Origin of the sequence: Mycolicibacterium neworleansense, from assembly GCF_001245615.1 — a bacterium.
GTDB classification, from domain to species: Bacteria; Actinomycetota; Actinomycetes; order Mycobacteriales; family Mycobacteriaceae; genus Mycobacterium; species Mycobacterium neworleansense.
In genome coordinates this window covers 1,300,898-1,319,011 of the sequence record NZ_CWKH01000001.1, presented here as the reverse complement: position 1 = coordinate 1,319,011, position 18,114 = coordinate 1,300,898, and the positions used below count along the sequence as shown (strand labels likewise).

Genomic DNA, 18,114 nt, shown 5'->3' with positions numbered 1-18,114 from the left:
ACATTTGCGCACCCTCACGGCACGCTGAGGTGGTGATGGTAGGTAAATCGATCGTGCTGTTCGCCCTCGCCGCGGTGCTGGAGATCGGCGGCGCCTGGCTGGTGTGGCAGGGCGTGCGCGAGCACCGCGGCTGGGTGTGGGTCGGTGCCGGGGTGATCGCGCTGGGTGCCTACGGTTTCGTCGCCGCCTTCCAGCCCGACGCCCACTTCGGCCGCGTCCTGGCCGCCTACGGCGGGGTCTTCATCGCCGGTTCGTTGTTGTGGGGCATGGTTGCCGACGGCTTCCGGCCGGACCGCTGGGATGTCGCCGGTGCGCTCGTGGCGCTGATCGGCGTCGGGCTGATCATGTACGCGCCGCGCTGATCCGGTTCAGCTCAGATGGGAGCTGTCGTCCTCGAGGTCATCGCGACTCAGCCCCATCGGCGTGGCGGCCGGAACATCGCCGGCGGCCACCACCTGCCGGGTGATCGGCGTCAGCACCCGGAACAGCTCGGTGATCTCCTCGTCGCTCAACGCGTCGAGCGCACCGAGCGCCAGGGCATCGGTCCGGTCCTCGATGGCCTGCTTGACGCCCCGGCCGGCGTCGGTGAGCTCGCCCGCACCGTCCAACCAGCCACGCGAGCGCAACTGCTCCACGTAGCCCGCCCACTGGTCCTCGTCGTAATCGCGGCTACGCATGATCATTTCGCGCGGCACCCGGCCGGCCGCGGCGTGCAGCACATTGCATTCCCGGCCGCTGATCCCTTCGGCCACCAGCACCGCGATATGCGCATCACCGCGCTGCTCGCGCAGCAGGGTGACGGCGTGCCAGAGTTCGGCGATCGGCTCCTCGGGCCACGGCAAAGCCCGATTCGCCGCGTATAGCGGACGGCCGTCGAGAGGGGCCGTGCGGGCGGCCTTGGCGGTCAGCTCGGCAGCCCGGCGGGTCGAGTCGGAGTCGGTCACCCCGGATCGACGCAGCGCCGCGACCGCCGAGTCCGACCGGACCTGCAAAAGCGTTGCCGGACTTGCCGTGTCCCAGGCCGCGGGGAGCGCCTTGGCGACCCGCTCGGCGGTGAAGTTGTAGAACGCGGCGGCGACGACTTCCGCCGGCACGATGCCAAGCGGGGCTGAGCGGGCGGCGAAATAGCCCATCCAGAAACCGCGGTAGCCCAGGGCGTCGAGGGCCGCACGCGGCTCCGGGGCGAAGTAGGTGACCGCGTGCACCGGTTCCAGTCGATCGAAGAAACGACGCGCCAGTGCGGGAGAACGACCCATGACGCTAGTTAAGCACCGGGCCGGTCACTGTTGGTGACCGCGGTGGCCGCCTCGTCGATGATCGCCCGCATGGCCCGCTCTGCCGCGTCCTCGTCGCGCAACCGGACGGCCCGGGCCACCTCGTCGTGCAGTTCGATGGCGGCAGGATTGGGGGAGTCCGGCATCAGCCCGTGCTGGGTACGCCCGGCAAGGACCTCGGCCACCACGTCGTTGAGGGCGCGGAACATCTCGTTGCCGCTGGCTTCCAGGAGTGTCTGGTGGAAAACCTTGTCCGCCAACAGGTATGCGTCGAGGTTCCCGGCCCGCCCGTGCACCACCATGTCGGAGACGGCCGCGGCCATGATGCGGCACTGGTCAGGGTTCGCCCGCCGGGCGGCAAGTGCTGCGGCGGCCGGTTCGAAGCCCCGCCGCAGCTCGGACAGCGACGCCAGCAGGGCAGCGCGGTCTCCGGCGCGCAAGCGCCACCGAATCAGTCTGGGATCGAACACATTCCACTTGCGCGACGGCTGCACCGTGATTCCGACGCGGCGTCGCGACTCCACCATGCCCATCGACTCCAGCACCCGGATCACCTCACGCGCCACGCTGCGAGACACCTCGTGCTCGGTGCTGAGCTGGTCCAGCGTCAGCACCTGGTCGGCGGCCAGCTCGCCCGAGACGATTCCGGTACCGAGGGCGGCGAGCAGGTTGGCGTGCAACGCTCCGACGTTTGATGGCGAGGACACGGTTACATCGTGTCATATTGGGCAGTGAGGGACTAAAGAACAGACGTAATGAGCTGGGTATTGCAAAAGTATGCTTTTTAAGCCATGCTGTGTGACGGCAGACACACAGCACGAGGCGGTCGTATGGGTTCACCAGTGGTGGTCATGGGCGTATCGGGGTCGGGCAAGTCGACCGTCGGCGCAGCACTGGCACAACGCTTGAGGGTGCCGTTCGCCGACGCCGACGACTTTCATCCCGCCGCCAACATCGCCAAGATGTCCGCAGGCCATGCGCTCGACGACGACGATCGCTACCCGTGGCTGGAATCGATCGGTGAATGGCTCGCCAAGCACCACAACGGCGGCGTGATGAGCTGCTCGGCCCTCAAACACAAGTACCGCGACCAATTGCGGCGCCACTGCCCAGATGTCGTGTTCCTGTTTCTGAGCGGATCACCCGAGGTGATCCGCCGACGCCAGGCCAGCCGGCCGGGCCATTTCATGCCGGCGGCCCTATTGGACTCCCAGTTCGCGACGTTGGAGCCGCTCGGCCCGGATGAGGCCGGTATCGCCATCGACGTGGATCAGAGCATCGACGCCATCGTCGATGAATATGTGGCCCAATCCGACACTGAGACAAAAGAACAGGAGAACCGATGACCTCGGCGCTCACTCATCTTGCAGCCGGGACGGAACTGGTCGAACCGGTGGCGGGGGGCGTGCAGTTGGTTCTGGCCGCGCTGGCCGGCATCGCCCTGATCGTCGTGCTCATCACGCTGGTCAAACTGCATCCGTTCCTGGCTCTGATCTTCGGCGCGCTGACCGTCGGCATGGCCGCGGGCGAGAACGTCAGCGACGTGCTCGCCTCGTTCTCCAGCGGCTTCGGTTCCACTGCTGCCAGCGTCGGGATACTGATCGCGCTCGGTGCGATGTTCGCCAAGCTGTTGGCCGACTCCGGGGGCGCGGACGAGATCGTGGACACCATCGTCGGGCATGCGTCACCGCGAATGTTGCCGTGGGCCATGGCGTTGGTGGGCGCGATCATCGGTCTGCCGATGTTCTTCGAAATCGGCCTGGTGTTGTTGATGCCGGTGATCTACCTGGTGGCCCGTCGTTCTCAACTGTCCTTGATCACGGTCGGTATCCCCGCGCTGGCGGGCCTGTCGGCCATGCACGGGTTCGTCCCACCGCACCCGGGACCGGTCGCCGCCATCTCATTGCTCAACGCCGACCTCGGTGTCACGTTGGCGCTGGGGGTGCTGGTGGCCATCCCGACCATCGTGGTGGCGGGTCCGTTGTTCGGCAGGTTGGCCGGACGCTGGGTCGTCCTTGAGGTCCCGGACCGCTTCGACGCCACGGACAGCCGGACCGCGGGCTCCGAGGCCACCGCGGGCTCCGAGGCCACCGCGACCGCCACCGAGACGAAGACGCGGCCGAGTTTCGGCGTCACGATTTTCAGCGTTCTGCTGCCGGTGGCACTGATGATGGGCAAGGCGCTCGTCGACATCTTCGTCGACGACAAGTCGCATCTGCTGCGGCAGACGTTCGACATCCTCGGCCAGCCTTTGATGGCGTTGCTGATCGCGGTGGTCGTCGGGATGTTCACCCTAGGTGGCGGCGCGAAGATGAGCCGCGACCAGATCGTGAAATGCGTTGAGTCCTCGCTTCCCGCGGTGGCCGGCATCATTCTGATCGTCGCGGCCGGTGGCGGGTTCAAGCAGGTTCTGGTCGACACCGGGATCGGCACCCTGCTCGCCGAATGGGCCAAGGGCGCGAATCTCTCGGTGATACTGCTGGCCTGGGTGTTGGCGGTACTGATCCGGTTGGCGACGGGTTCGGCCACGGTGGCCACCATCACCGCGTCCTCACTGATGCTGGGGTTGGTCGAGGGGATGAGCTCCGGCGAGGTGTCGCTGGTCGTGCTCGCGGTGGGCGCCGGCTCCCTGTTCTTCTCACATGTCAACGACGCCGGATTCTGGCTCGTGAAGGAGTATTTCGGGATGACCGTCGGTCAGACCATCAAATCCTGGTCTCTGATGGAGACCGTGTTGTCGGTGTCCGGTCTGGTGTTCGTGCTGTTGCTCGGTTTGGTCATCTGAGCCGGTAACACCAACCCCTGCGTGAGGTGCCTGAGCCAACAGGCACCTCACGCAACGGTTTTCAGCCTCGGACCACCTGCGTGCCACCGGCGAGTTCGTCGTGCTTGCCCTGCTTGGTCGGGCTGGCGCTGATGGTCACCGCGATGACGATCATCGCGATGATGCCCAGGAAGCCGCCCACGAACGGGATGATCGGCAGCAGGGTGAACGCGTTGCGAATCGCTGACTCCTTGGCCGTCGGCTTGGGTGTGTTACCCGCGCCGTGCACCGCCAGGCCGAGGAGCTTCTTGCCCGGTGTCGCGCCCGTCGCCACTTCGAGACCGACGAAGTAGACGAACATCAGCAATCCGCTGAACAGGCCCGTGACCCAGTAATTCGACAGCGAATCGGTGATGAACGACAGGAAGAACGCCACGATCCCGACGATGATGCCGTCGATCACCCGCGCGAAGAAGCGCCGCCCCAAGCCGCCCGGGGTCTGCGTGCCGTACGGCGGGGGATAGCCGCCCGGCACCTGTCCGCCATAGGGCGGCGGATAGCCACCCGGTTGTCCGTATTGACCGAATTCCGGTTGATAGTCACCCGTGCTCATGCCATAACGCTACCGATCACGGCGCTGGTCGAGTTGGGTTCGTGCGAGATCGGCCAGCGCAGCGGAGCGTTCGCGGGCGGCCTCGGCGAGCTCGGGCGCACGTTCGCGGGCGACGAGCGCGAACTCACCTGCCCGGGCCCGGGCGGCGTCGGCAACCTCAGGTCCGTGTTCACGCGCGAGTTGGGCCAACTCGGAGGCCAATTCGGACGCCCGCTCCACGGCCGCGTCGGCCAGCTCGCGGCCCCGCTCGGCGCCGACGGCCAGACTGTGGCCGATCTTCTCGGCGATCGCGCTGTCGGCGAGGGTGTCACCGCCGGCTGCCACGCCCGGAACGGCAGCGGCCACGCTGGCCGACACCTGGCGTGCGGCCCGGCGTCCGCGCCAGGCCAGCGACGGTTTGCCGGCGGTGTCGGCCGCGGCGATGATCAGACCGCCGAGCAGGCTCACATCGGTGAGCAACTCGCGGCGATGCCGCGCGGCCTGTTCTGGATCCGAATCCTTCAGGAACGCCTGCGAACCGATGCTGTTCGGGATCATCGTGACAGCCAGGGCAGCCGCCGTCAGCCGGGGCGCTCGCCCGGCCGCCAGCAGCAGCCCACCTGCGATCTGGACCGCGGCATTGACGCGGGCGACCGTGTTCGCATTGTTCGGTACCTCGGCTCCGACCGGACCGGGTAATGAGCTCAGGGCGCCCAGGGTTCGGCGCGTCGACTCGGTGGAGGTGCTCGGGTCGCGCAGGGTGTCAACACCTCGGGCGATGAAGGTCGCAGACAGCATGGGGCGGGCGATTCGTCTGATCAACATGGGCTAGGAGTTCCCACAGCCCGCTACGGCAAACCTGTGCGGTCAGTTCACCGTCGCCCGGCCAGGAGCAGTTCGCTGAGGTGAGTGGTGGTCTGAACGCCGTCGTCATAGCCGCCCTGATCACCGAGCGCGTTCATGATGGCCAAGGTGTAGCGCTGCTGCGGTCCGGCGAAACCGACGCTGTTGACGACCCAGCCGCCCTGTTCGAGTGACCAGCCGTCCTTGTTGCCGGGATCCATCTCCGGTCCGGCGCCCCAGACACCCCACTGCTGGTTGGCGTCCACATGCTGGAGCGCATCCACGATGCCTGCGGTCTCGGCCGCGGGAAGGCTGGTCAGCGTGTACGCCATCAAGCGGTCCAGATCCTCTGGGGTGGCCTTCTGAAAGCCCCAGTACGGATAGATGCGGCTGTACCCGCGCTGCGGTTGTAGCCCCGTCAGGCCGTAGGCCGGGAAATCGGCGTTGAACGCTTGGTGGTCGGCGCCGCCGTACCGGGACCACAGGGTGTCGGCGGCGTCGTCGTCGGATGAGTGCAGCATGGCCGCCATCAACGCGCGGTCCGAATCGGTCAGCGACACGGTGCCGGCACGTTGCCTGGCCAGTAGGTCGACCACCATGCCGAGCTTGATCGTGGACGCCGTCCACACCTGTTCGCCGGCGTGAGCGTTCCGGTAGACGGCACCGGTGGCGCGGTCGCGCAACACGTATCCGACGGTGCCGGGACGGGTCGCAAGATAGGCGTCTGCGGCCGCGATGCGTTCGGCGAAGTCGCAGTCCGTAACGGCCCTGCAGGCTGCGCTCGCCGGCGGGATCGCGATGCCACAGGCGATCGCGACGAGGACACAAACACAGAACAGGAGGCGGCGCATGGGAGTAGCTTCGCAGGCGTGCGACACATTGCCGGCATCGACGGTGGGCAGTGAATTACGACTGGGAACAGTTGGGCGGGGGCATATGGCGCACCCGCTTGCCGTTTCTCGATGTCACGGTCGGACTGGTCAGCGGCAGCACGCACGCCCTGTTAATAGATTCGGGCACCACGTTGGCCGAGGCTCGCGGCATCGAGGCCGATGTCGAAGCGCTGACGGGCCAGCGCGTCGGCCATATCGTCCTGACCCACAATCATTTTGACCACATCCTCGGCTGCTCCTGGTTCAAAGATGCCGAAATCTATTGCGCACCAGAAGTTGCCGCCACGATGGACTCCGGCCGGACGCATCTGCGCACGGACGCGGTGAGCCATGGCGCAGCCGCCGACGAGGTCGACCAGGCGATCACGGGGCTGCCGGTCGCCACGCACCAATTATGCGACGGCCGTATCGATCTCGGTGTCCGGACCGTGAGCATCTGCAGCCCCGGCCGGGGCCACACCACCCACGACCTGATCGTCACCGTGCCGGACAAGCACACCGTGGTGTTCTGCGGGGACCTCATCGAGCAGTCTGGTGATCCGGTCGTCGACGCCGATTCCGATCTCGCGGCCTGGCCGGCGACGCTGGAGGCGGTACTGGCCGCGGGCGGGCAGGACGCCGTGTTCGTGCCCGGGCACGGCGCCGTCGTCGACGCTCATTTCATCCGGCTCCAGCAGCGGTGGTTGAGCGCCCGCAGCGCTTCGTGATCCCCGCCGACAAATTTAGTTAGCCCATATGCGACGATTCGCCGATGACCGAGGTTGACGCCCATTTCGTGCAGTCCGAGCAGGACCGGTTCCAGCCGACCCGCTTTGCGCAGAGCCACTGGGGTGAGGACCACCTCAACGGCCCGGCGCTCGTGGGTTTGGCCGCACGGGCGCTGGAGTCGGCGTTCGGCCTGCCCGAGTTCCTGCCGGCCCGGTTGACGGTCGACTTGTTCAAGGCCGCGCGCGGGGTGCCGACCACCACGAAGGTGGCGTTGGTCCGCGATGGCCGGCGAGTGCGCAACTCTGAATGCGAGCTCGTACAGGACGGCGTGACCGTGGCACGCGCCACGCTGGTGCAATACCGGTTGAGCGCACCCCCGCGTGGTGAGGAATGGTCCGCAGCGACCGGCTTTGAACCGCCGGCCGCACTCGACGAGGACCGGACGACGTATATGGGCAGTGACGCGGGCGGTTGGAGTCGCGCCATCGCCGAGCATCAGAACGCGTCCCGCAAGCGGTTCATGAACCGGACCATCACCGTGGTGCAGGGGCAAGCGAACTCGCCGTTCGTGCGGGCGGCGATGGCGGCCGAGGGCACCAGCCTGGTGACGAACCTGGGCACCGCCGGCGTCGGCTACATCAACGGCGACCTGACGGTGGCATTGTCGCGGCTGCCCGTCGACGAGTGGATCGGGGTGCAGGCCGATTCACACCTGGCCGCCGAAGGCATCGCCGTGGGCGCGTCGACGCTGTTCGACAGTGCCGGGGCGTTCGGCACCGGCCTCGTCACCGCAATCAGCAATCCGGCAGCCCAGATCGACTTCTCCAACGACCCGTTCCCGGAGCGATCCGCGCCGCGGTGATCACCTGAGCGACCGGGAGGTTTCCAGTTCGGCTCCGCCGGCAATCCAGCAGGTGTGGCCGAGCTGAATGACGGGTTCGAACGTGCGCTGTTGCAGGAACTCTTGTCGGCATACGGGCCCTGCGGCCAGGAAGACCAGGTTCGCGCGGTCTGCCGCCGAGAATTGGAACACCTCGTCGACGGACTCTCGACCGACGCCGCCGGTAACCTTGTCGCGCTCATCAAAGGATCAGAGCAAGACGCCGCGACCACCCGGGTGCTGGCCCACCTAGATGAACTGTCCATGCTCGTCAAACGAATCGAGCCGGACGGCACGCTGCGACTGACCCCGCTGGGCACGATGTACCCGGCCAATTTCGGTCTGGGCCCGGTCGCGATTCTGGGCAACGACGAAACCCTGTGCGGAGTCCTCGCTTTGGGCTCAGAGCACACCACCCAGGAGACCCAGCACGTCTGGCAGACCAAGCCGGACCAGGGTGACAAGGCGCTGGATTGGCCAGACGTCTACGTATTCACCGGCCTGGAGCCCGAACAGTTGGCCAAGGCGGGGGTCGGGCCGGGCACCAGGGTCTGCATCGATCGGAGCAAGCGTGAACTGATCGAGGTGGGCGAGTATGTCGGCTGCTATTTCATGGACGATCGTGCCGCCGTACTCGCCCTGATCCTGCTCGCCCGCCGGCTGCGTGACACCGGCCGGGGCCCGGCCGGCGACCTGTACCTGGTTTTCACGACGAACGAAGAGGTCGGCGGGGTCGGAGCGGCCCACGCCTGCCGGACCCTGCCCGGGGATCTCACGCTGGCGGTGGAAGTCGGACCGACCGAGGCGGAGTACGGCACAACGGTTACCGGCGGGCCGATAGTGGCGTACAGCGACGCGCAGTGCGTGTATGACAAAGGCGTAGCCGATCGCCTGTGTGAAATCGCACGGGAGCTCGGTTATTCGCCACAGGCCGCGGTGCTCGGCGCCTTCGAGTCTGATGCGTCACACACGAAAGCTTCCGGGCTCTCGCCCCAGGCCGGGCTGTTGTGCCTGCCCACCCTCAGTACGCACGGCTACGAGGTGATCTCACGAAGCGCCATCGCCGCGGTGACCGACGTCCTGGCCGAATTCGTAACGCGGTTTTGATCGACCGGATTTGATCCCTTGTTTCGGCGTGCGGGTTGGCGGATAGTTTCGCCGCCCGCGGGAGATTCGTCAGCCCGTGCCCTGTTTGCCGGAGGTCTACCGTGACACGCCAGATCGTGCTCAATGCGTTCGATATGAACTGTGTGGCCCACATCGTGGCCGGTACCTGGCGGCACCCGGACTCACAGGCGGCGCGCTACAAGGACATCGGCTACTGGCTGGACCTGGCCAGGTTGCTCGAGCGCGGCCTGTTCGACGGCCTGTTCATCGCCGATGTGCTCGGAATCTACGACGTGTACGGGGGAGGTCCGGCGGCCGCGCTGCGCGCAGGCGCCCAGGTGCCGGTGAACGATCCGCTGCTTGTGGTGCCCGCAATGGCGACTGTGACAACCGATCTGGGCTTCGGCATCACGGCAGCCACCTCGTTCGAGCACCCGTACTCGTTCGCCCGCCGGATGTCCACGCTGGATCACCTGACCAAAGGGCGGGTCGGGTGGAACATCGTCACGGGGTACCTGGAGAGTGCGGCGCGGAACCACGGTCTGGACACCATCGTCCCGCATGCCGACCGTTACGACATCGCCGATGAGTACACCGAGGTGTTGTACAAGTTGTGGGAGGGTTCGTGGGAGGACGATGCGGTGGGCACCGCGCCGGGACGGCCGGCCTATGCCGATCCGGCCAAGGTGCACCCGATCGCCCATGACGGCAAGCATTTTCGCGTGCCCGGCATCCATCTGTGCGAACCGTCGCCGCAGCGCACCCCGGTGCTCTATCAGGCCGGAGCGTCGAATCGTGGCCGCCAGTTCGGGGCGGAGAACGCAGAGGTGATCTTCATCGGGGCGCCGACCAAGGACCTGTTGCGCGAGGCGGTGGCCGATATCCGTAGCCGGGCGGCAGCGGCCGGCCGTGACCCCTACGACGTCAAGATCGTGAACGGGCATGTGGTGGTGACCGGGGCGACCGAACAGGCCGCGCAAGCCCGCTACGACGAGTTTCGGCGGTATACGGATCCGGAAGGGACGTTGGCGCTGTGGTCCGGGTGGCTGGGTACGGACCTCTCACGTTTCGACCTCGATGATCCGGTGGCGGTGACCGACAATGAGTTCCTGAAGTCCTCGGTGGAGACGTTCGGTCAGGGACAGTGGACATTGCGTGACTTCATCGACTCGAAATCGATCGACGCGGAGGGCGGCTTCACCGTCGGGTCGCCCACGAAAGTCGCCGACGAGCTGCAGGAGTGGTTCGAGGAGACCGATGTCGACGGCTTCAACCTGACCAACGTGATCACTCCCGGTTCGTTCGTCGATTTCGTCGATCACGTGGTGCCGGAATTGCAGCGACGCGGGCTGTACAAGACCTCCTATGGGGAGGGCACGTTGCGCAACAAGCTGTTCGGACGTGGTCCACGGCTGCCCGAGTCGCACCGGGCAGCAGGCTACCGCGACCTCGCCGAATCTCTGGCCGGCTGACGCACGGGCGCCGTCAGCGGCGAAACACGACCCACCGCATGGCGCTGTACATGAAGACCGCCTCGCAGCCGCCTGCGACGATCCGGGCCAGGTGGTACTCGACACCGAGGGCCGCCAGCCCGCTGGATACCCCGAGGATGAACGCCAGGTAGTTGATCACGACCGCCACCACATACACCGTGAGCTGAGGACCGACGGCAGCGTGCGAGCGGAAGTTCAGTGTCCGGTTCAGGTAATACGCGAGGCCGAATGCTCCGGCATACCCGAGGGTGACCGCGAGTGGCAGAGGCAGCCGCAACACCCCGTGCAGGACCGTCAGAATCGCCAGATCGACGCCGAAGGTGAAGCTGTTGATCACCACGAAGCCGAGGAATGTGGGCGCTACGAGCGAATTCAGCGGCGCGGGCAGGCGCCGAACCACCTGGACACAGATCCGGTGAAACCGCTCGGCCGTGGACACCTGGCCGGGTTCGCTCCGCACCTGGTCACCGTGGCATCGGAAGGTGTCAGTTCCGTGAGCACTGAGCAAACTCCACTGGTTGCTCAGTCCGCGATCTCGACCCCCTCGTAGCTCGTCAGCATCTCGGTGTTCGGCAACGCCATCTGCAGGTACACGTCGATGTGACGGATCTTGTCCTCGGTGGTGAACTCATACACCGAGACCGAGTTCACCACCGACTCGAAATCACCCATCTTGGTGCGTTCCTCGAGCTCGAGGAACACCACGCCGTCGACCTCGCTGACTCGTTTGAACAAGCCGTCCCATTCCGACGCGGTGGCCCAGTTGGTGAGGAAGTCGGTGTACTGCTCCCAATTCATCACCTCTTTGAAATTGCCGACCCGCTCGAACTCGTCGACGGCCACCAGGTCCGCCAGCGGTGCCCAGCCCTCGACCCCGAAGCCGGGTTGTTTGGCGGCGTCCACGAGTTGCTTGGTGGTGACCGCGTACTGCACCGCCGCACGGCTGCGCCCATTGTGATCGTGGACCACCTCACTGACATGCTTCAACGAAAACTCCTGTTCTGTAGTATGTTTCGCAACCTGGTCGATCATCAGTGGGTGCCGGCTGACTCCAGGTACTTGTCAACGACCGCATGGAAATGGGCGATCACCACTTCCTCCTTGACCAACGCCATGTGTTTGAGCGCGGTATTGCGCAATCCGATCTGCTGGCGGGGCATCTGCTCGTAATCTTGTTGCAGTGCTTCGAAATACTTGTAGCTGCCCGCCTCGTCGACGACGATCGGTTCAGCGGTGAAGGCGGCTTTCGCCTCGTCCGGCAACCACATGTAGCTCGCGACGTGCCAGATGCAGCGGTTGGGATCCCCGTCGGGGTGGGGCAGTGACATGATGATGTGCGCTTCGCCGGCGCGGATGGTCATGAAGAAGTTCGGGAACCATACCCAGCCGTGGTTGTCGCTCATCTGCGCATCTGTCAGCCCGCTGACGTCAAGTCCCATGGCGGTCAAGGTGTCTCGCGTCGCCCTCTGCAGCAGAGTGCGGGCGGTGACCCCGTCGGGGAATGTCAACGTGCCGTCGTCGCCGCGGTATTCGGCGACGAGTTCGGAGAACCGGGGGATCACCGCGACAGTGGACGGGAACGTCTCGGGAAGGTCCATGATGCCGTCGACCTGCTGTTCCGGGGTGGCGCCGACGACGTCGAACGGTGCCATCGACACGCTGTGCTGCTCGAAGAACCGGTACCGACTGGTGGCGGGGTCGATGTTGATCACTCGCAACAGTTGCGGGTGTATGCCGTTGATGTGATAGCCCTCCTGAAAGGCGTCGAGGACGACCTTCCAGTTGCAGTCGATGGCCTCGGTCACGTCCATCACGGTGACCATCTCGTCGAGGTGGTAGGGCGCCAGCATCGTGGCGACCTCGTCGCCGATGAAGTCCGCCAGGGGCGCCGCATCCGGATCCGGGTTGAGGAACACGAATCCGGCGAAAGTATCCACCGAGACCTCGATGAGTCCGTGGGTGTCCTTGTCGATCGGCCCGGCCAGCGCTTCACGCAACATGCCCTTGAGGCGACCGTCCAGGTCGTAGGACCACAGGTGGTACTGGCACAGAAAGCCGCGCTTCGCGTTTCCGCGCGCCTCGCGGCACAGCACATTGCCCCGATGGCGGCAGGCATTGACGAAACCCCGGATCCTGTCGTCCTTGCCCCGCACGATGAGGTAGGACTGATCGAAGATCTGGTACTGCTTCCAGTCGCCGGCCTTGATCAACTCGTCGGCTCGGCCTACCACCTGCCAGACTTTCTTCCAGATCGAATCACGCTCCTGGGCAACGAATTCCGGCGCGACGTAACGGCTCGTCGGAATCTCCATCCGATACGCATCGGGTGCGATGTCGTCCAGGCAGGTGGCGTTCTCGACCCAATCTCCGGGGCGTGCTGTCTGCACGGGCAGGACCTCCTCGATCGAATTGTGGGCGGTGAGGTGTCGCCGACGGCCGGGGACGCCCGGCTCTGTCGGCGCCTCGGTGAGTGGCTGTGACTGCGATCACTACTATACATAGACGTATATTCAATACAAGAATGAATATAGACGGGATGTGGCGCTCACGGCCGAAAGCGTGGAGCAATAGGTGACGTGCGCCCAGCTTTGCTGCACGAGCCGTCAAGGCCAGGCTCTGAGAGCCTGTGGACCACCCGTCTCGGCCGAGGCGGCGCAGGTGTGTTCCGCCGCACCGGCACTCGGTGGCGCACTGGTCCCACTGCTGGCTGGACCATGTCGACACAACTGCGCTGACCTTTGACAGGATGGGGTGATGGCCGAACGCTGGACCAAGCAACGCCGCTTGGAGCACACGCGCAACGTCCTGCTGGATGCTGCCGAGGAGGTGTTTGCGCGCAAGGGGTTTGACGGGGCAGCGCTCGAGGACATCGCCGAGGTCGGGGGATACACCCGCGGCGCCATCTACTCCCACTTCGGGAGCAAGGCCGAGTTGTTCCTGGCAGTGGTCGAACGGCAGCGCCAACAATTCCTCGACGGCTTCGCCGATGTCATCGCCACGTTTCACCGGCTCGACGATCTCGACGCCGACGAACTCGGCGACCGCTGGCGGGACCTGGTCACCGCCGAGGGGCCGGACCGGGCCGTCCTGGGCTCGGAGTACACGCTGTTCCTGCTGCGTAATCCCGAAGCACGCGAGCGCGTGGCCGCACAGCGGGAGGAGACGGTTCGTGCCCTCGCCGACTACATCTCCAAGGGTGCTGCGCGGTTGGGCGGCCACGTGAGCATTCCGGCGGTGGATCTGGCCCGGGTCATCCTGGCCGCCAATGATGGCGTCACGCTGAACAGCTTGCTCGACGATCAGGCGGTCTACCGGCCGTTTCTCCGCATGGTGCTGGCCAACATCGTTGTCCCCAAGGGGAACAACTTGTGACCGAGGCCGCACATCCCGCGCGCACCGGTGCGCTGATGGCGATGGCCTCGATGCTGTGCGTGCAGATCGGGCTGGCGGTTGCTGTCGGCCTGATCGACGACATCGGGGCCGAGGGTGCCGCGTGGCTGCGTCTGGCTTGGGCCGGCGTGCTGATGCTCGTGATCGTGCGACCGAGGCCTTCGGCGTTCACCAGATCCGCATTCTGGACCTGTGTCGCACTCGGTGTGGTCACCGCCGGGGTGACGATGCTGTTCATGGCGGCGCTGTCCCGTATCCCGCTCGGCACGGCCAGCGCCCTGGAATTCCTGGGCCCGCTCGGGGTGGCAGTCGCGCACGGGAAGGGGCGCAACCGGATTCTGTGGCCCGGGCTGGCGGCGACCGGCGTCGTGCTGCTCACCGAGCCCTGGACGGGCGACGTCGACCTCATCGGTGTGCTCTACGCGCTGAGCGCGGCGCTGTGCTGGGCCGGCTACATCCTGCTGACACAACGGGTCGGTGACGAGGTGGCCGGCATCAAGGGTCTGGGGGTGTCCATGCCGGTGGCCGGGCTGGTCGGCTCAGCGGTTGTCGGGCCGTCGGTGTTTCCCCAGCTGACGCCACAGTTGCTGCTCATCGGTGTGGGTCTGGCGATCCTGTTGCCGGTGGTCCCGTTCGCACTGGAGATGTCTGCGCTGCGGTATCTGAGCACCGCGGCGTTCGGCACGCTGATGGCGCTTGAACCCGCGTTCGCGATGCTGGTCGGCTTCGTCCTGCTGCACCAGATTCCGGCGCCGGCCGCCGCGCTCGGCATCTGCCTGGTGGTGGCCGCCGGGATCGGCGCGGCGCGCACCGGAGCGCGTGCCACGCCCGTCCCTGCCGAGATCGGCTGATCGGGCTACGCTGGCGCCAATGTCACGTGGAATCTTCAATTCCCCGATCGCGCGGTGGTTCAATACGGTCGCGGTCGGCCTCACCCGAGTTCCGGTGCTCGGCAGCTGGATCGGCCACGGTGTGGTGGTCATCCGGTACACCGGGCGCCGGTCGGGCCGCACTTTCGAGACTCCGGTGTCGGTGACGCGCGACGACAACGAGGTGACCATCAACGTGATGGCGCCGGACAGCAAGAACTGGTGGCGCAACTTCCTCGGGGAGGGCGGCGAGCTCACCTTGCTGAACCTCGACGGCGGCGACCGTACGGGACGTGCCGTCGCACACCGTGACGGCCAGGGCAAAGTGGCCGTCACGGTGCAACTCGACGCACCCTGACGTCAGGCGTCGATGCGCTTTCGCCGGTAGAGCGTTCCGGCCATGAGCAGCAGCAGACTCACCACCAGGATGGCCGTGGCCAACACGTTGATCTGCGGCGGTACGGCAGCCTTGACCGCCGCGTTGACGTACAGCGGATAGGTGACCGTGGAGCCGCTGACGAAGTAGGTGATGATGAAGTCGTCGAGCGACAACGCGAACGACAGCATCGCCGCGGCCACGATGCCCGGAACGATCAGCGGCAGAGTCACTTTGAAGAACGTCCGGGTCGGACTCGCGCCGAGATCCATCGAGGCATCTTCGAGAGTCCAGTCGAAGCCGCGCACCCGGGCCCGCACCGTCATCGCGATGAAGCTGATCTGGAAGCCGATGTGGGCCAGCAGAATCGTGGTGTAGCCGGTGGCCCAACCCAAATCGAGGAACAGCGTCAGCAATGACGCGCCCATGACCACCTCAGGGGCGGTCAGCGGGAGCACCAGGAAGGTGTCGACCGCCTTCTGGCCGCGGAAGCGTTGACGCACCAGCGCGATTGCCACCAGTGTGCCCAACACCAGGGCAACGGCCGTGGACACCGCGGCGACGTTGAGGCTCAGCTTCAGGGCATCGGTGAGCGCCGGGTATTTGAACGGGTTCGCCCAGTTGTCGAGGGTGAAACCCTGCCAGGTGTAGTTGAACTTGCCGGCCGGCTTGTTGAACGAGAACAGCACGATCACGAAGATCGGCAGGAACAGATACAACAACACCACGCCGGCCACGAGTCGCAGTACCAGGTCGCCCCATCTGGGCGAGCCCTTGACGACTCGAGGTTCGGCCGGGTTGATGGCGGCCTCGACCGCGGTGGCTGTCATACCAGATCCTCCGTGCCCAGTGCTCGGGTGTACAGCAGCACGCCGACCAGGATGATGGCCATCAGCACCATGCTGAGTGCCGCGGCCGCGGGGTAATCCTTGACCACCAGGAACTGCTTCTGGATCACATTGCCGATCATGCTGGTCTGGGTACTGCCCAGGTAGTCGGCGTTGATGAAGTCGCCGACGGCCGGGATGAACACCAGCATGCTGCCGGCCAACACACCCGGCATCGACAGCGGCAGAATCACTTTGGTGAAGCTGCGCCGGTTGGACGAATACAGGTCCTTGGATGCCTCGATCAGGCGGGGATCGATCTTCTCCAGGCTCACGTAGAGCGGGAGGATCATGAAGATGATCCAGTTGTAGACCAGGCCGCCGATCACCGCCCAGCTCGTCGAGAGCAGCCGTCCCTCGCTGGGCAGCAGCCCGATCGAGCCGAGGGCACTGACCACCAGTCCGTCATCGGCCAGGATCGTCTTCCAGGCGATGGTGCGGATCAGGAAGGTCACGAAGAACGGCAGGATGACCAGCCCGAGGATGAGGTTCTTGTACCGGCCGGCCTTGAACGCGATCACGTAGGCCAACGGAAACGCCAGCACCGCGCACACGACGGTCGCCACCAGCGCGTAGCCGAATGATCGCAGTATCTGATCCTGGTACAGGCTGAACGCGTGCGTGTAATTGCCGAAGTTCCAATCGAACTCCAGGGTCGGCAGATACACCGACCCGCCCGACGTCGACAACGAGGTCCGTGCCAGCGAGAAGAACGGCACCACGAAGAAGATCCCGAGGTACACCAACGCCGGCAGGATCATCAGGTAGGGAGCGATCTTGCTTCGCTGCCGGCTGCTTGTGGCCACACCCGCCATCGGCGTCAGCCTCCGGTCACTGCGGCGTAGAGAGTGTTGAACTCCTGGGTCTGCTCGTCGGTGAGTGCCGACCACGACTTCAGCTTCGACAGGATGTCGGCCGGCGGGTTGATCAGCGGGTTGCCGGCGACCTTCGGGTCGATCTTGGCGAGTTCGTCGGTCATGTCCGACAGCACGGGCACGAACTGGGTGAACGCGATGAGCTTGGCGTAGTTGGCGCGGTCGTACACATAGTCGATCCAGGCCTCGGCGGCTTTCTGGTTCTGCGTGGTGTACGGGATCACCATGGTGTCGATGAACCAGTCGCCGCCGGACTCGGGCACAATGAACTTCAGATCCGGATTGTCGGCCTGCAGCTGGACGACGTCACCCGAATATGCCTGGGCGACAGCGATGTTGCCCGCGGCGAGGTCGTCGGCGTAGTCGTTGCCGGTGAACCGGCGGATCTGCCCCTTGTCCTTCTGCTCGCGGATGAAATCGACGGCCTTCGTGACGGCTTCGGTGGTGGGGTTCTCGACGGAGTTGCCCTGCCACTGCATGATCATGCCGAGCCCGTCCTGGACGTCGGACAACAGGCTGACCCGGCCCTTGAAGGCGGGATCCCACAGATCGTCGATCTTGGTGATGTCGCGTCCGGTGGCAGCCCGGTTGTAGGCGAGGCCGACCATGCCGGTCATGTACGGAGCGGTGAACTTGCGGCCGGGATCGGCCTTCGAGTTGAGGAGATCCGGGCGCAGGTTCTTCTTGTTCGGGACGCGGGACTCGCTGATCTCGTTGAGCCACTTGAGTCCGGCGAGCCGGACCGCCATGAACTCGGTGGGAACGACGAGGTCGGCGCCGATGTCCTGCTTGCGCGACAGCGGTTCCTTCGCCTTGGCGAACCACTGCTCGTTGTCGTTGAAGTCTTCCTTGTAGTCCACCGTGAGACCGGTCGCGGTCTGGAAGGCCGCGACGAACCCGTCGGCCATGTACAACGGCCAGTTCGAGATGCGGACGGTGCCGCTGGCCGGCGACCCGTCATCGGGAACAGCCGAAGTGGTTGGGGCACTGGATTTCTCGCCGGAGCTACAGGCGGCGAGGACCGAGGGGCCCAGTGCCAGTGCGGCGGCGGCAGCTGCACCGCCGCCGAGGAATCGACGACGCGATGTGCGATTCGCGGTCAGCCGGGCGAGCAGTCGGGGGTCGATGTTGTCAGGCATGGGCGACCTTTCGGTGAATTGGGG

The 18,114-nt window shown here is 65.6% G+C and carries 21 protein-coding genes; 10 read left to right on the top strand and 11 right to left on the bottom strand.

The window, feature by feature from the left end; all coding sequences use genetic code 11:
* Nucleotides 1-35: 35 nt before the first annotated feature.
* Nucleotides 36-362, top strand: coding sequence for a YnfA family protein (locus BN2156_RS06335; RefSeq protein WP_090515568.1), 327 nt, complete (start codon nucleotides 36-38; stop codon nucleotides 360-362).
* A 6-nt stretch (nucleotides 363-368) separates the two neighbouring features.
* On the opposite strand, the gene BN2156_RS06330 is transcribed toward BN2156_RS06335, so the two are convergent.
* Nucleotides 369-1,256, bottom strand: coding sequence for an SCO6745 family protein (locus tag BN2156_RS06330; RefSeq protein WP_090511465.1), 888 nt, complete (start codon nucleotides 1,254-1,256; stop codon nucleotides 369-371).
* An 8-nt stretch (nucleotides 1,257-1,264) separates the two neighbouring features.
* Nucleotides 1,265-1,981 (bottom strand): FadR/GntR family transcriptional regulator, encoded by a 717-nt coding sequence (locus tag BN2156_RS06325; protein WP_090511462.1) that lies wholly within the window; start codon nucleotides 1,979-1,981, stop codon nucleotides 1,265-1,267.
* Nucleotides 1,982-2,104: 123 nt separating this feature from the next.
* Between BN2156_RS06325 and BN2156_RS06320 the strand changes: the two genes are divergently transcribed.
* Entirely contained in the window at nucleotides 2,105-2,620 is a 516-nt protein-coding gene (locus BN2156_RS06320) for a gluconokinase (protein ID WP_090511459.1), read from the top strand.
* A complete protein-coding gene (locus BN2156_RS06315) occupies nucleotides 2,617-4,059 on the top strand; it encodes a GntP family permease (protein ID WP_090511456.1) in 1,443 nt (480 codons plus the stop codon). Before BN2156_RS06320 ends, BN2156_RS06315 begins: the two co-directional genes overlap by 4 nt.
* 61 nt (nucleotides 4,060-4,120) lie before the next feature.
* Here BN2156_RS06315 and BN2156_RS06310 read toward each other — a convergent pair whose 3' ends face one another.
* The 3 genes from BN2156_RS06310 to BN2156_RS06300 form a co-directional block, all read right to left on the bottom strand.
* Nucleotides 4,121-4,651 carry an RDD family protein gene (locus BN2156_RS06310; protein WP_090511454.1) on the bottom strand — a complete coding sequence of 177 codons (531 nt, stop codon included), beginning with the start codon at nucleotides 4,649-4,651 and terminating at the stop codon, nucleotides 4,121-4,123.
* Nucleotides 4,652-4,660: 9 nt separating this feature from the next.
* Nucleotides 4,661-5,428, bottom strand: coding sequence for a DoxX family protein (locus BN2156_RS06305; RefSeq protein WP_090511451.1), 768 nt, complete (start codon nucleotides 5,426-5,428; stop codon nucleotides 4,661-4,663).
* Between the two features lie 74 nt (nucleotides 5,429-5,502).
* On the bottom strand, nucleotides 5,503-6,324 hold the full coding sequence (locus BN2156_RS06300; protein ID WP_235625222.1) for a serine hydrolase: 822 nt from the start codon (nucleotides 6,322-6,324) through the stop codon (nucleotides 5,503-5,505).
* Nucleotides 6,325-6,374: 50 nt separating this feature from the next.
* On the opposite strand from BN2156_RS06300, the gene BN2156_RS06295 reads away from it, so the two are divergent.
* The 4 genes from BN2156_RS06295 to BN2156_RS06280 all read left to right on the top strand — a co-directional run bounded on the left by BN2156_RS06295 (nucleotide 6,375) and on the right by BN2156_RS06280 (nucleotide 10,533).
* Nucleotides 6,375-7,073: an MBL fold metallo-hydrolase gene (locus BN2156_RS06295; protein ID WP_090511450.1), complete on the top strand. Its 699-nt coding sequence runs from the start codon at nucleotides 6,375-6,377 to the stop codon at nucleotides 7,071-7,073.
* A 44-nt stretch (nucleotides 7,074-7,117) separates the two neighbouring features.
* Nucleotides 7,118-7,936, top strand: a complete 819-nt coding sequence (locus tag BN2156_RS06290) for an acyl-CoA thioesterase domain-containing protein (RefSeq protein ID WP_090511447.1) — start codon at nucleotides 7,118-7,120, stop codon at nucleotides 7,934-7,936.
* Nucleotides 7,937-7,990: 54 nt separating this feature from the next.
* Nucleotides 7,991-9,061 carry a M42 family metallopeptidase gene (locus tag BN2156_RS06285; RefSeq protein WP_090511445.1) on the top strand — a complete coding sequence of 357 codons (1,071 nt, stop codon included), beginning with the start codon at nucleotides 7,991-7,993 and terminating at the stop codon, nucleotides 9,059-9,061.
* A gap of 101 nt (nucleotides 9,062-9,162) precedes the next feature.
* Complete coding sequence (locus tag BN2156_RS06280) at nucleotides 9,163-10,533, top strand: LLM class flavin-dependent oxidoreductase (protein WP_090511442.1); 1,371 nt, start codon at nucleotides 9,163-9,165, stop codon at nucleotides 10,531-10,533.
* Nucleotides 10,534-10,546: 13 nt separating this feature from the next.
* On the opposite strand, the gene BN2156_RS06275 is transcribed toward BN2156_RS06280, so the two are convergent.
* The 3 genes from BN2156_RS06275 to BN2156_RS06265 all read right to left on the bottom strand — a co-directional run bounded on the left by BN2156_RS06275 (nucleotide 10,547) and on the right by BN2156_RS06265 (nucleotide 12,941).
* Nucleotides 10,547-11,014, bottom strand: a complete 468-nt coding sequence (locus tag BN2156_RS06275) for a GtrA family protein (protein ID WP_235625221.1) — start codon at nucleotides 11,012-11,014, stop codon at nucleotides 10,547-10,549.
* Between the two features lie 62 nt (nucleotides 11,015-11,076).
* Complete coding sequence (locus BN2156_RS06270) at nucleotides 11,077-11,586, bottom strand: hypothetical protein (RefSeq protein WP_090511439.1); 510 nt, start codon at nucleotides 11,584-11,586, stop codon at nucleotides 11,077-11,079.
* Nucleotides 11,586-12,941, bottom strand: a complete 1,356-nt coding sequence (locus BN2156_RS06265) for an aromatic ring-hydroxylating oxygenase subunit alpha (RefSeq protein WP_090511437.1) — start codon at nucleotides 12,939-12,941, stop codon at nucleotides 11,586-11,588. Before BN2156_RS06265 ends, BN2156_RS06270 begins: the two co-directional genes overlap by 1 nt.
* Nucleotides 12,942-13,308: 367 nt before the next feature.
* Between BN2156_RS06265 and BN2156_RS06260 the strand changes: the two genes are divergently transcribed.
* The 3 genes from BN2156_RS06260 to BN2156_RS06250 are packed head-to-tail and all read left to right on the top strand — an operon-like array spanning nucleotide 13,309 to nucleotide 15,171.
* Entirely contained in the window at nucleotides 13,309-13,926 is a 618-nt protein-coding gene (locus BN2156_RS06260; protein WP_090511434.1) for a TetR/AcrR family transcriptional regulator, read from the top strand.
* 35 nt (nucleotides 13,927-13,961) lie between these two features.
* Nucleotides 13,962-14,795, top strand: coding sequence for an EamA family transporter (locus tag BN2156_RS06255; protein ID WP_090515563.1), 834 nt, complete (start codon nucleotides 13,962-13,964; stop codon nucleotides 14,793-14,795).
* 19 nt (nucleotides 14,796-14,814) lie between these two features.
* On the top strand, nucleotides 14,815-15,171 hold the full coding sequence (locus BN2156_RS06250) for a hypothetical protein (RefSeq protein ID WP_090511432.1): 357 nt from the start codon (nucleotides 14,815-14,817) through the stop codon (nucleotides 15,169-15,171).
* 2 nt (nucleotides 15,172-15,173) lie between these two features.
* Here BN2156_RS06250 and BN2156_RS06245 read toward each other — a convergent pair whose 3' ends face one another.
* From BN2156_RS06245 to BN2156_RS06235, 3 genes are read right to left on the bottom strand one after another with little or no spacing between them, the layout of a single operon-like run.
* Nucleotides 15,174-16,019 (bottom strand): ABC transporter permease, encoded by an 846-nt coding sequence (locus BN2156_RS06245; protein WP_090511429.1) that lies wholly within the window; start codon nucleotides 16,017-16,019, stop codon nucleotides 15,174-15,176.
* On the bottom strand, nucleotides 16,016-16,891 hold the full coding sequence (locus tag BN2156_RS06240) for an ABC transporter permease (protein ID WP_090511426.1): 876 nt from the start codon (nucleotides 16,889-16,891) through the stop codon (nucleotides 16,016-16,018). Before BN2156_RS06240 ends, BN2156_RS06245 begins: the two co-directional genes overlap by 4 nt.
* A 5-nt stretch (nucleotides 16,892-16,896) precedes the next feature.
* The gene (locus tag BN2156_RS06235) at nucleotides 16,897-18,090 is read right to left on the bottom strand and encodes a polyamine ABC transporter substrate-binding protein (RefSeq protein ID WP_090511423.1); all 1,194 of its coding nucleotides are present in this window, start codon (nucleotides 18,088-18,090) and stop codon (nucleotides 16,897-16,899) included.
* Between the last annotated feature and the right edge of the window lie 24 nt (nucleotides 18,091-18,114).